Annotated in this window: 12 protein-coding genes; 2 read left to right on the forward strand and 10 right to left on the reverse strand. The window is 52.1% G+C overall.

Going from position 1 to position 12,950, the window contains the following annotated elements; translation table 11 throughout:
• The first annotated feature begins 35 nt into the window (after positions 1 to 35).
• Positions 36 to 1,436 (forward strand): aminoacyl-tRNA deacylase and HDOD domain-containing protein, encoded by a 1,401-nt coding sequence (locus E3W21_RS16200; protein WP_134420931.1) that lies wholly within the window; start codon positions 36 to 38, stop codon positions 1,434 to 1,436.
• Between the two features lie 97 nt (positions 1,437 to 1,533).
• Here the strand turns inward: E3W21_RS16200 and E3W21_RS16205 are convergent, their stop codons facing one another.
• Together E3W21_RS16205 and E3W21_RS16210 are read right to left on the reverse strand one after the other, a co-directional pair.
• Positions 1,534 to 2,889: a hypothetical protein gene (locus E3W21_RS16205; protein WP_134420933.1), complete on the reverse strand. Its 1,356-nt coding sequence runs from the start codon at positions 2,887 to 2,889 to the stop codon at positions 1,534 to 1,536.
• A gap of 159 nt (positions 2,890 to 3,048) precedes the next feature.
• The gene (locus E3W21_RS16210) at positions 3,049 to 3,435 is read right to left on the reverse strand and encodes a helicase (RefSeq protein WP_134420935.1); all 387 of its coding nucleotides are present in this window, start codon (positions 3,433 to 3,435) and stop codon (positions 3,049 to 3,051) included.
• A gap of 574 nt (positions 3,436 to 4,009) precedes the next feature.
• Between E3W21_RS16210 and E3W21_RS16215 the strand changes: the two genes are divergently transcribed.
• Positions 4,010 to 4,408 (forward strand): DUF6124 family protein, encoded by a 399-nt coding sequence (locus E3W21_RS16215; RefSeq protein WP_134420937.1) that lies wholly within the window; start codon positions 4,010 to 4,012, stop codon positions 4,406 to 4,408.
• A 125-nt stretch (positions 4,409 to 4,533) separates the two neighbouring features.
• Here E3W21_RS16215 and E3W21_RS16220 read toward each other — a convergent pair whose 3' ends face one another.
• The 8 genes from E3W21_RS16220 to tssI all read right to left on the reverse strand — a co-directional run bounded on the left by E3W21_RS16220 (position 4,534) and on the right by tssI (position 12,950).
• Positions 4,534 to 5,907, reverse strand: coding sequence for a lysozyme inhibitor LprI family protein (locus E3W21_RS16220; protein ID WP_134420939.1), 1,374 nt, complete (start codon positions 5,905 to 5,907; stop codon positions 4,534 to 4,536).
• Positions 5,908 to 5,948: 41 nt separating this feature from the next.
• A complete protein-coding gene (locus tag E3W21_RS16225) occupies positions 5,949 to 6,404 on the reverse strand; it encodes a hypothetical protein (protein ID WP_134420941.1) in 456 nt (151 codons plus the stop codon).
• Positions 6,405 to 6,413: 9 nt separating this feature from the next.
• A complete protein-coding gene (locus tag E3W21_RS16230) occupies positions 6,414 to 6,896 on the reverse strand; it encodes a hypothetical protein (protein ID WP_256661567.1) in 483 nt (160 codons plus the stop codon).
• 32 nt (positions 6,897 to 6,928) lie between these two features.
• The gene (locus tag E3W21_RS31785) at positions 6,929 to 7,210 is read right to left on the reverse strand and encodes a hypothetical protein (RefSeq protein ID WP_256661568.1); all 282 of its coding nucleotides are present in this window, start codon (positions 7,208 to 7,210) and stop codon (positions 6,929 to 6,931) included.
• A gap of 75 nt (positions 7,211 to 7,285) precedes the next feature.
• Positions 7,286 to 7,774 (reverse strand): hypothetical protein, encoded by a 489-nt coding sequence (locus E3W21_RS31790; RefSeq protein ID WP_256661569.1) that lies wholly within the window; start codon positions 7,772 to 7,774, stop codon positions 7,286 to 7,288.
• Positions 7,775 to 7,912: 138 nt separating this feature from the next.
• Positions 7,913 to 8,515, reverse strand: a complete 603-nt coding sequence (locus tag E3W21_RS16240) for a hypothetical protein (protein WP_134420943.1) — start codon at positions 8,513 to 8,515, stop codon at positions 7,913 to 7,915.
• A 9-nt stretch (positions 8,516 to 8,524) separates the two neighbouring features.
• A complete protein-coding gene (locus E3W21_RS16245; protein WP_134420945.1) occupies positions 8,525 to 10,873 on the reverse strand; it encodes a M23 family metallopeptidase in 2,349 nt (782 codons plus the stop codon).
• A gap of 40 nt (positions 10,874 to 10,913) precedes the next feature.
• Positions 10,914 to 12,950, reverse strand: a complete 2,037-nt coding sequence (gene tssI / locus E3W21_RS16250; protein WP_134420947.1) for a type VI secretion system tip protein TssI/VgrG — start codon at positions 12,948 to 12,950, stop codon at positions 10,914 to 10,916.

Below are 12,950 nucleotides of genomic sequence, written 5' to 3' on the forward strand. Positions count from 1 at the left end.
ATACTCCTGCCATTGTTTTAAAACGGATACAGACCATGACCGAAGTTGCCCTCGCACCTGCCACCCCGCACGCTCCGTCGGTTATTCGGCTGATGCTGGGCAAACTGGGTATTGCGTACGAAGAAGTCCTCGACCATCACGGCCTGAACGCCGCACGCAAAGTGCAGGCTGTTCTGCTCGATGACGCCGTGGGCACGCTCATGGTGCTGTTCCCGCAGAGCCAATTGCTGGACCTCAATAGCCTCGCCGAATTGACCGGCCGCCGCCTCACCGCCGTGTCGACTGAACGGCTGGTAAAAATGCTCGGTAAACACAACCTGAGCCTGCTGCCCGGTATGCCGGCGCTCACCAGTTCACCGTGCCTGTATGAAGAGAGCCTGCTGCGCGAGCCGAAGTTGCTGATCAACTCGGGCGAGCCCGGCGTGCTGCTGGAAGTCACCAGTGAAGACTTCAAGACCATGCTGACCAAGGCCAGCGCCGCCAACTTCGGCGAAGCGCTGACCAGCATTCGCCCAAACCTCGACCGCCCTCACGATGACCGCAAGGAAATCACCCAGGCCGTTCAAGCGTTCACCGCGCGGCGCATCCAGCAGCGTCTGGAAGAGACCATCGAAATTCCGCCGCTGGCCGAGACCGCGCAGAAAATCATCAAACTGCGCGTCGACCCCAACGCCACCATCGACGACATCACCGGCGTCGTCGAAACCGACCCGGCCCTGGCCGCACAAGTCGTGAGCTGGGCGGCGTCGCCGTACTACGCGTCACCGGGCAAGATTCGTTCAGTGGAAGACGCCATCGTGCGAGTGCTGGGCTTCGACCTGGTGATCAACCTGGCGCTGGGCCTGGCCCTGGGCAAAACCCTGAGCCTGCCAAAAGACCATCCGCAACACACCACGCCCTACTGGCAGCAATCGATCTACACCGCCGCCGTCATCGAAGGCCTGACCCGCGCCATGCCGCGCGCCCAGCGCCCGGAGGCCGGCCTGACCTACCTCGCCGGCCTGCTGCACAACTTCGGCTACTTGCTGCTGGCCCACGTCTTCCCGCCGCACTTCTCGCTGATCTGCCGCCACCTGGAGGTCAACCCGCACCTGTGCCACAGCTACGTCGAGCAACACTTGCTGGGCATCAGCCGTGAACAGATCGGTTCGTGGCTGATGCGCTACTGGGACATGCCCGAAGAACTGGCCACCGCGCTGCGCTTCCAGCACGACCCGGGCTACGACGGCGATTACGCCGAGTACCCAAACCTCGTGTGCCTGGCTGTGCGATTGCTGCGTAGTCGCGGGATTGGCTCTGGTCCGGATGAAGACATTCCGGATGCGTTGTTGGAGCGTGTTGGCCTGACTCGCGACAAAGCCAACGACGTCGTCAGCAAAGTGCTTGAGGCTGAAGTGCTGCTGCGCGAACTGGCTTCGCAATTCACCCAGGCGTAAAAAGCATTCGGGAGCAGGCTCGCTCCCACAGGATTTAGGTGATCCCTGTGGGAGCGAGCCTGCTCGCGATGAATCCAGCTCGGTCTAACTGAATAACTCACGCAAGATAGCGCAAAACCCAACCGCCAATCACGTCGGGCCAAGGTTCAGCATCCACCCAGTAGTTGCCACACAATACGATCCGACCATCGCCCATGACCGTCATGTCCTGAGTCGCCGTAAACAAGCCCTCTTCCAGGAAAACGCTATAGCCATCACCGTCGTTAAAATCCGCATCCAGCGAACCATCAGGAAGATATCGCGCAGTCACGGCACAGAGATCTTTACTCACATAGCCGTCACCACCACTCCCGCTGACGATGAATGCTCCATTCGCCTGCAAGGCGCATTTGTCCCAACGGAGTCCCTGAGGCAACATATTGGAGAACAATGGCTGCCCTTCATTGAAGACACGGTTGAAAGAGTCGCTAGCATTTAGAACAACAATCAGTCCTGTGTTTTGCCTATCCTCCCGGATTGCTAGGCCCACTGCGACAATTCTGCCATCGCTCTCATTGACCTTAATTGCACGAAGCTCAGTCCAGAGCATATTGGCAGGAGACAAAATCAAGGGCCGGCCGCGATTAAACTCAGGATCGACTCGTCCCTGCGCGTCAAAACGCGTCACAAAGGCAACCAGCGGATCGGTTTCGCTTTGGAAATTGCCGCACACCAATACTCGGCCGTTCGCCTGAACTGCGACAGCAACGATGGTAATGTAGTTAGTTGTGATACCTCCCAGATCGATGTACGCAAAGCCTGTCCCATTAAAACTCTTGTCGGGAGAACCATCGGCATTTAGTCGAAGCACAGCCTGTCCAGAATTACCCGAAGCATCCCAGTGGTATTTGGCCAGAATGATTTTTCCATCCGGATCCTCAGCCAAAGAAGCAACTGCGCCACTCATCATGGCCTTGGGGGCTTGCTCAGCGCTATTTTCGCCATGCCGATGAGCTTCAATACCCTTGGTATCCGACCACTCGGAATCGCTCCCAGGTCTGTTGGGTAAAAGCAGTACGCCGCCCTCACCGAAGTTATCTGCCAGTTTGCCATCTTTGCGTTGACGCAAGACCACCATGCCTTGCCGATACTGACCGCTGATCAGCCATCCGCCGTCGGCCAATGGAGTGAAGCCACGCAGGATCTCCATTTCGTGATCGGGCAAAATCACGTTAACAACCCCTCCAACGCCAAACTGATCATCAGGGGTCCCATCTGCATTCAGCTTTGCCACCGAGACAAAAATCTTGGGCGTCTGGGACTGAATGACCACAAGTAACTTATTGTCGGGTAACGCCAGGACAGCACCTGGAAGTTTTCCGGAAGCACCGGGGATTGACAGCTTGAGCACTCCCTTCTCGCCAAAGCTTGGGTCAAGAGTGCCTGGTCGCGCCGCTGATTGAATCTGAGTCATGGCCTTGCTCCGTCGATAGTGATGAATTCGTTTCGGATTCGAACTTCATTGGAGCAGTTAACCCCAACGCTCAGCACCTGTAAGAAATGACAGTTCTATTGTCTTTTCAGGCCAAAGCGCTGACCCTTTAAGCCTTAACGTCAGCGGACATCAATTTGATCAACGAGCGGTCGCAGGCTTCTTCCGCGGCTTCAAATACTTGGTCAACCCCTGGAACCACATCACCAGCGCCGGGTTGCCCTTGATCTGAATCGACTTGTCCTGAATCCCCGTCATAAACGCCAACTGCTTGTTCTTCGCCTGCATCGTGGCAAAACCATACGCCGCATCTTTGAAGGCAATCGCAAACGCAGGCTCGGCATACACGCCAGACTTGCTGGTAATACGCTGATCCTTCACAAAGAAATGCCGCGCCACTTTCCCGTCCAGGGTCTGTAGCTGGAACACCAATTCCTTGTCACCCAACTGCTGCTGAAACGCAGGATTAGTCCGACTTGCCTTACCCATCAACAAACCCAGCATCCACAGAAGAAAACGAAATTTCATGCGCACAGCCTCAAAAGGAAAATGAACGGCCGGCGCAGTGTAGCGGCTTCAAGTGAGAACGCCACTGTCTGGTTGCGTTAGAAGAAGATGCAGGTGTTTTTGACGCCAATGACTACCAAGTCACGCCAACCTGATCGTTCCCACGCGCAGCAAAGGAATGCGCATCCCGTGACGCTCCGCGTCACCTCCCGACACCGCCCCTACACCTGAAGAAATACAATCCTGTAGGAGCTGCCGAAGGCTGCGATCTTTTGATCTTGATCCCCTCAAACCTCTCGGACATTTCCTTCAACATGCCGGGCTGTCCGTGAACTAGGCAGTCTTCGGTATCACCGATAGTCTCTGGTGGTCGCCGCAAATCGGTGACACGGACGTGCAAGTCCGGTCTGGAACACATTCGTTATGGCTATTGACCGAGCATTTTCTTATGCTCGCGAATCGTTATGGCGACTGTGTGTGGGAGACCTTCGGGTCTGCCGGAGTTCCGGACCGGTCTTGCACACCTATACACAGTTGCCACCTCTTTCGAAGTGCGAGCGAAACGGTGTCAGCTCCAATTTCCGGAAGATACCTAATGATCAAACCAACACCGAATCCCCCCGAACACGAAGACACATCCCCCTACGAATCCTTCGATTCCAAAAAACTCCACGAAGCCGCCGAACGCGCCCTCGATCTTCACCTCGGCACACCCGCGGATAAAAAACCTAAACGTCGCAATGGCGACCTCTTCAGCGTTTGCCCCGACATCAACACAGAAACCCTCCTCGCCAACGCCTCGGAAGACCTCTTGTCCATCAGTGCCATCGCCGCCGGCCTCGCCGACGGTGTGGACGGCTCACGCCGTTCCGTTGCCCTGGCGCTCAGCCGTATGGCCGACGGGGTGCATTTGCTGGTTGAACGAGCGCTGGATCATCTGAATGAACCGGAAATGGCGGCGATTTTCGCCAAGCAACAAAGCCGAGTCAGCTGACATGTAGGAGTCGGCTTGCTGGCGACAGCGGCGCATCAATCGATGTAAAAAAGGGGGACTTGGCGTCCCCTCTTTCAAAGATTTCACCGCTCCGGTGAAAGATCAGTTATCAACAAATCTCCGCGCTAATAACATTTGCCTACCTCGGCAGATTCGATTTTTTGCGATGTCAACCGCTTCACATTATCAGGGGCATATGGACTTCCTTTGTCGGAGGCCAATTGATAACAAGCCAAAGCCCGAGGCAGATCTGTCGTACCTAGATTCCCCTTCTCAAAGGTCGAACCCAGATAGATGATTGCATCCGTTGAGCCCATGGAAGCGGCGCGAATAAGCTCTTTTTCTGCCTCAACCGGATGCTGACATGGCCCTTTTCCAGCCGTATCGTTGCCATCGCAATAAAAGTTCGACAATCCGAAAGCACCTCTCGCCAACGTGGTCGCTGCTGCCTTGTAAAGTGTCTCCAATTTGTTGGTTTCCAATTGAGGCGCCATCCCCGAAAGACTCAGCTCCGCAGCAGACAAGCTTGCCTCGGGATCCCCCGACGCCGCGGCACATACATAGTTTTCCAAGATGGCTTCAAATAGCTCTTTCGCTAACGGAGACTGCGCAACGCCGTCTAGCCCATTGAACGCTTCCGCGCGTTGGAAACAGATGCTCTCTGCGCGGCTCATGCCCGCCTTACTTGGAGCAGAAAGATCTTTCTGATTGATCGACCAGTCTTCAACCCCCACAAGCACCCAACATGCCTGACGGGCAAAGTTAAAGATCTTGATATTGCTGTTACCTGCCCGTTTATCCACAACGTTGACGTGACTGTCGTCCACCTTTCGGATCTCAACCCCTTCAGCCTTTTCTGCTCCCATCGCTGCCATCAGCGGAAACGCCAAACCGGAATTCGTTTGCGCAGTAATGAAAGGTTCAAACTGGCCCGGCTCTTCTGTTTGCTTCAACACCAGTATTTTCACTGCCTGCGCAGTAAGACGCTTCTGGGACTCAGCATTGACGGAGAACAATGGCAGAAACTGAGCAAAGTTCTGAGATGGACAGGAGACATCTGCCCCATGCCCTACAGCTGAGCCACTCACGATATCGGGCGCTACATTGTCCAGAAAGACTGAACGCTCTCGACTCATTCTTGCGATGCAATTGTTCACGGTCGTCGTGTAGGCAGAAGTACCTGGTTTAATCTCAAACGCTTCGAGCGGACAATTCGCGTCACGCAATTTTATCCACGCGCGCTGTGCTTCTTTGACCTTCGCCGTATACGCCGTACCCGTGTCGGGTTCGGCTCGATACTGAGTTTCGAGTCGAGCCATCAGTTGGTGATAACTCGTATTCAACTGTGAATCGGCAGCGATTTTCGACACCTCAGAGCACTTATCAACTTGTTGGCTTGTGGTGATCCCGGTGCACTCATCCTGAGCAAGCGCGATTGAAACCGGCAGAACGGCTTGGCATGTCAGCGCACAAATAACCCTTAAAACGAAGCGTTTCACTGTCTTCTATCCTTGATCTATTCAGATGAAATCTAGGCAACCTAATCTGCGGAAAAATTGGTGAGACAGACCGTTGGCTCATTCATTTTCCAGTAGGTGCTGAGCAGAGCTCTCTTCTCACGCTCTACGAGCAGATTGGCAAAGTCGTCACCACAAGCTGGAGTCAGCTCCTTGAAAAAACCTGCTTCGGGCTGGTAAACAAAAATCCTGTGAATGGTGTAGGTGCCCATTCCGTCATCGATCTGCCAGACCGAAAAATCCTTTACACCGTCGAAATTGAAATCATCTATTTGCACATGCAGTTCGTTTTCAGCTTGAAAAGCGATTGTCCGAGATTCACTTTGGGTATCGCTTTTAACAGCGACCGTTAACATTGAGCCTTCCAGCACGAGCGTCGCTTCGACGTTTTTGGTTGGGCTGAAAGTGGTTGCATCGGCAAATACCGGCGCCGTCCACAGCAGGCCGAGCAATGATATGGCTAGATACTTGAATCGCATGTGCTCGCCCTATTCCCACTTACATCCGGTTTCCAAAGAAGAGTCGATGCTGGCATTAATCATGAAGCTGTACGCCTTGCCATTAGATTTCTTCGTGTACGACATCGAGACTATCTGAGCGCCCTGAGTCACCAACTCATAAGTTCCCGTGACCTTCCCGCCCATGACTTCAGACCATATCGTGGTGTGCTGCCAGGGCGCCTGCGGGTCGAGTATTTCGTCTTGGGAATCCTTCAACACGATAGAAATGGGGACGTTCGATTTGGCATACTTTACGAAACCACCTGACCACTTGCTGACTGGTTCATAGTACGTTCTGAATTCAAACTTTACTGGGCTTAATTGGGAGAGTTCAAAGCATAAAGTCTCGGTGGTGACGTCGCTTTGGGCCGCAGAGGAAAACAAACCTATCAGCACCAGCAAAAATCTTTTCATACTTAATATAAAGATGACAGATTTATTTAACGACTCGCCACAAAATGGCGAGATCAATTAAACAAATCCGCCCCCTTTTCCCTTTTTCGTTAAAGACTAGAAGAAATTCCAGAGCGCTCAAATACTCGCGCCGGGATTTTTGACTTTTTGTTTACCGACAGCATGAGCTTTTTATATTCAGCATATTGTTTTACGGCATCGTTTTTGTTGCCAACCGCCCAGTTCGAATCCGCCAAATTTAACCAAGCGACCGCTCTATTTTGCTGAGCAATTACGATATCTTTTAGAAACGGGATAGATTCCGCCGCTTGATTATTCTCCTGTAGAAAATAGGCATAATCATTTATCGCTGAAACAACTACACCAGCCAATTCTTTGTCAGCCAGCCAAGCAGGCTTATAATTCTCCGCATAAGGAGAAAGCCCGATGATCGCCTCCTTTTTTTTTCATTTTTTAAACAACGACAGAGCATTGGCGTGAGCGAGATCAATCATTTCCGCATAAACAATTTTATGTTTCTTGTCATTGAGAAGAATTTTTCCGTAGTGATTAACCAAGCTATTATCTAATGCGCAAATTCCGACATCTTCCACATCAGTTATAATTATCGCCGCAGAATCACTCTCAACGTTTAGTTTTTTCCCCTGCGCTTGTTCTTCACTATAGCTGTTTATGCCGGTGCTAGTTGGCAAGAGGCTACCTTTAAAGCCTCCTTCTACAGCTGTTAAGCTGGCTGCGATTACGCAACTACCCGACGTAGCCTGCCCATTATCATTTCCTCCAGCAAGAACTAATAGTGAGGTGCTCCCTCGCACTTCAGTTACAGCTGCACTTCCTGAATTGGAAACGTAAAGCGCCAGACTGTTTTGAGCCATTGAAATACTAGCAAAAAGCACTGCAACAGAAAACACCAAAATATTAGTAGCCGCTTTCATCTTTCAAACGCGCCTGTGCTTTCGTCTTTTCTGAAAAAAATCGGTCTGCTACGCCCTGCTGCACTGCAATCCTAAAAAGGGACGGATTTATTTATGCCTGGCACATAGCACCCAATCCGCCCTTTCTCGATCAGCGCGTTATAAACTGTCACTCATACCAGCGCAGTCTGCAGCTTTTGAAATCACCTTACGCTCACCATAATTAAGCACGCACAATGGTTTTTTGAAGCTACCCTGCATTTTTTTACACGCTTTATCGTTTTTCTCCTGGTACACGCATTGAACGCCAGAAATAACTAGCTCCTTACTTGGAGAAACAGTAGAAATTTTCTCGTCACCCACTACGTACACACTTTCGTATATAGATCCGCCAACCTGCTGGATGTCTTTATAGTTACCATCTTCTAGTTCAATTGCACTTACAGGAATAGATCCAATGTACTTCGCCTCACTGCTTCCTGGCGGGACTGCATAAATCATATTTTGAGCGTTAAGGCCCATATCATCGCCACCAGGCGCCGAAAAAATGAGATACGTCTTAGTTTTATCAGACACATCTCTATATGTGTATTCTGATTCACACCCTCGCTCCGAGTTCTTTAACGTGAATACCTGTTCTTTGAATGAGAGTGTCAATTCACCGGGCACGTCACTCCCCTTTTTACACTCCAATTGACGATCAGCATCAGACCAAGCCACACCACAATAGAAAAATACACATACAGCGATTAAACGATTCATGGGCAAACCTCAAAAATGCTTCAGTAATTTATTTGTCAATGCTTCCCTACCCGGAAAGTTTGCAGCGGCAGGCCATGGAGTATTACCCACCCCAACCCCAGGCCCGTCTCCTCGAATACGTCTAGTCATGTCCGATATATCATTTAAGTCAGCAGTTTTTATTAGTTTATTTTTAGCCCAAAACCAACCTGCAGTATCTGCACAAGTGAATGGCTCATTCATAACTCTATCGGGGTTAATGATAACTGGCGGCCGCATTGTCGATTCTAATTGCGCAATAGAGGCAGCATTTTGTATTGGAAGCGTACTGGACTGACTCGCAGTTACGACGTTGCCTGAGATCCCCCACCACAAAGAATTTTTCCACCAATTCTCCAAGAATGAGTCTAATCGGAGCCACCCGCGATAAACCCAATACCCGGCGTAATTCGCTCTGCCAGTTAATTGCTTCATTCCTCTTCCTCTAAAATCACCCCCATCATCATATTTTATGTTACCAAGCCACCCCTTGAAATTCTTGGCGTTTGCGTAACGTCTAAAGTAGGTATACGGGTCTCCACTATATAACTCCGACATCCAGACAAGCTGATTTGTTTCCACTCCTGCTTGGCCAAAGAAGTGCGACCGCCTTAGACCACCTACGACAAGATACTTTAGAAGTGTTTTATTGATATGAACGACGTATTTAGCGATCTTGGCGTTCGTGGCTTCTGGATATATACCTTTTAGATCGCGCTCACTTAGCCAGCCGCATTGTCTAAAATTATGAATAAACTCTCTGGGAGGAAAATGCCAATGCGTATGATCAATACCCTCCAAAGCTGCCTCTTCCCAAAAGCCTAATGCTTGCTGGTGGGCTTTTAGCTTCGCATATCTGTCTTGGGGCAAAGGACCGCCCTCAGCAACTTTAAGCAACCAGCCATAGCGGGTATCAAAATCACTCTTGCACCACTCACTAGGGAATTTACATATGAATCGTTTTATACGCTCTTGAGTTTCCGCTGTTTCAAGTTTAGCTTTACTTACACCACGCTCAGAGACATAACGCTCTGACAGTTTTTTCTGTTCATCTGGAGAGAGTGCGTTATAAGCCGGGGAAGTTGCGATTCCGACCGCATCTGTGCTATCAGAAACGACTTTATTGGCGTCCAGACTCAAGAACGCTCTGATAAATACGGATTGGCAGTGGCTATCCGAATCCGTATCGTCATCAATTAGTCGCCAGCCCTGCCAATGTGGGAAGTCAGCATCGCTAAACTTATTAATTGTTAAAGAATTCAGGTTTACCCAACCCGATTTACTATCTTCACCTGCTTTTCCAGGAAACTTTATCTGACGCCAGTGGGCAGCGTCAGCAGGTACAAGACGATCCTCACCTAGCACTCGACCAAATCGCAATAGCTCGAACCCTGCGCTAGGGGACTGCGGAAATGTCTCTAAAGCTGTTTTGTATAAATCATATTCGTAATCTGCTTTCTCGACCTGGATTCCCAACTCAAACCCGGAATGGGTGAAAGTTGTGAGCTTACATTGTCCTTTGGCATAGTTCATTCGAACAAACAGGCCATTTTGCAATTCTGATGCTATTGCCCATTCGTACCCTTGTACTGAATCCGATGTCCCGGCAGATGGGGCTGGCGACCCGGCTTCCTGGATTGGGGCAGGCCCCGAGGGCATAGCTGGACAGCGGTAGACAACTGGCGAGTTGTTCTGCGCTTGCAGGATGTTTTGAGGAGGCTTCTCGTAAATGAGCACTTCGGGCGGTATAAAAAAATATGCATCACCCCAAAAGCTATCTACCCTTCCATGGCTTGTCTGGAATTTTAGATCTCTTTCTTTTCTTCCTACCAGGTTCTCAATCTGGCTTTGATCTGCAACCACCTCGAAGTGAATTCTGTCCTTTTCGCCATAGATGCTTCCAGCCTCTCCGACTTTATCCTTTCGGGAAATGGCCTTACCTTTTTGAGGACTTGCCAGCAAAATTTTCGATAGATGCATGTAAATGGAATAGAAAGCGACTTTAGCTTTCGCGCCTTCACCAATCTCAGTTTCATGTCGAATAACAACACACCCATCATCGGTCCATTTATCACGGTAGCGTAGCGGATGATTCGGATCAGGGTTCTCCGGCGTCGGATTTCGAAAGTACGCCAACGTTCCGTCAGAAATCGCGCGCACTGGCAAAGCGTTCTGACCGTCCTTTGGAGCGGTCAGGTGCATGCCACCATGCCAGTTGAGGTCAAAGCTCAGTGGATACCCACCATCGCCAGGAACGCCGCCAACCATGGCGCGAGCCAGGAAGGCCTCGTCGGTCTCTCCCGCAACTGGAGCTGGAATAAAGGGAGGGCTAATGATCATTCAAAAAATTCCTTGTTCATATTGACGCTTGTCAGTCCGTTCATAGCGAGAAAGGGTAATCGACAGTAGGTTTAACCTTCTCAGGCACCGCATTCCCCAACGCCTGATCCATCAAACTCCCCGCCTTATCCTTATCCGCAGCCCCCGGCAACACCGGCGGTTTAATCCCGATCCCGGTCCCCGATCCCACCGAACCACCGGCATTAATCTTCACCACCGGCCCAACAACCGTAATCCCACCCGCATCCAGCTTGATAAAACTCCCCCCGGCCTTAACCGTGAGTTCCATCCCGGCTTCGATGACAATCTTGTCCCCAGCCTTCAGATGAATCTCTTTCCCAACGCTAGTCAGCTGCGCAGTCCCCAGCTTCACATGCTGGTTCTGCCCAATCGTCAGGTGATCGTCCATCCGTGCTTCTGTCTTGCGATCTGCAATCGTGGTCCGATGTTCTTCCGCCTTCAGCTCGGTGTAAGTGTTCTTCTCCACCGTGTCGTGGCGCTCGTTACCCACGCGAACCTTCTGATCATGCTCAATGTTTTCATCCCAATCCCGCTGGGCATGGATGTAGATCTGCTCCGCCCCTTTCTTGTCTTCAATCCGCAGTTCGTTGTACCCGCCGCCGCCCGGTGAGCTGAGGGTTTTGAACACGCTGCGGGTTTTGTTCGCCGGCAGATCGTAGGGAACGAGGTTTTCCTTGTGGTACAGGCAACCGGTCACCAGCGGCCGATCAGGATCCCCTTCAAGGAAGGTCACCAGCACTTCCATGCCAATGCGCGGGATAGCAATGGCGCCGTAGCGGTCGCCGGCCCAGCTGGAGGAGACGCGCATCCAGCAGCTGGTTTTGTCATCAGCCAAACCTTCGCGATCCCAGTGGAATTGCACCTTGATGCGGCCGTACTGGTCGCAGTGAATCTCTTCACCTTTGGGCCCGGTGACCATGGCGGTCTGGCTGCCGAGCACACGCGGTTTCGGGTGTTCCAGCGCCGGGCGGTAGAACACGTCCCACGGGGTGGCGAGGAAGCGGTTGCGGTAGCCCTGGTGGAAGTCGTCCTTGTGGTCGGTGGTGTCGCTGGTGACCGACTCTTCGAGGACTTGCGGCTGTTTGCCTTCGTGGAAGATTTCGGTCAGTAGCCAGAGGTCGTTCCACTCTTGGCGTGGGTGGTCGGAGAGTTCCAGGAAGTGGCCGCTGATCAGGCGGGTTTGGTCACCAAAGCCTTCGGCCTGGCGGTAGTCGGCGCGGTGGCGTTCAAGGGCGCGCTGGCTGAGGAATTTGCCGCGTGCGCGGTCGATGAAGCGGCCGGGGTAGTCGTAGTCTTCGAGGTCCGGCGCATCGCTTTGCGCCTCGGGTTTGTAGGCGGACTCGAGTTGCAGGCGTGGTTTTTCGAAGTCGTAGTCGCGGCGGGTGACGCGGCCGGGGCGGGTTTCCAGGCGCAGTTTGAATCCTTTGATCACCGGCTCGTCGGCGACCATGCCGCTGCCTTGTACGTAGGCGGTGGGCTGCCCGAGTTTTGGAAACACTGTCTGGTCATCGCCGAATACCAAAAGATGACCTTTGGAACTGTGCTGGAAGTGGTAGTGAATGCCTTCTTCTTCGCACAGGCGTTGGACGAAATGCAGGTCGGTTTCGTCGTACTGCACGCAGTAGTCGCGGTCCGGGCACGGCTGGCTCAGCTGGAATTTGTAGGCGTTGGCCTTGATGCCGTGTTCGTCGAGGATCAGCGCGATGATTTTCGGCGCGGACATCTGCTGATAGATGCGCTGGTTAGTGCGGTGATGCAGGTATTGCAGTTGCGGCACCAGGGAGATTTTGTAGCGGGTCAGGCGTTTGCCGGCGTCACCTTGGGCAACGCGGTAGATCTGGCCGTGGATGCCGCTTCCCTGCGGATCGAACGCCAGAAACGCCTGTTTATGCAGGAGCTTTTCCAGGTCCAGATCGGGGTTTTCACTGACCAGTTCCAGGTCGAAGCGATACGGCTGGCTGATGCCTTCGGTGCCGGTGAACGACAGCACTTGCAGGTCGCCGACGTAGTCTTCAACCATTAGGCTGAAGTGGGTTTCATTAGCTGAGTTGAACAT

Source organism: Pseudomonas sp. F01002, from assembly GCF_004402115.1.
Lineage (GTDB): Bacteria > Pseudomonadota > Gammaproteobacteria > Pseudomonadales > Pseudomonadaceae > Aquipseudomonas > Aquipseudomonas frigoris.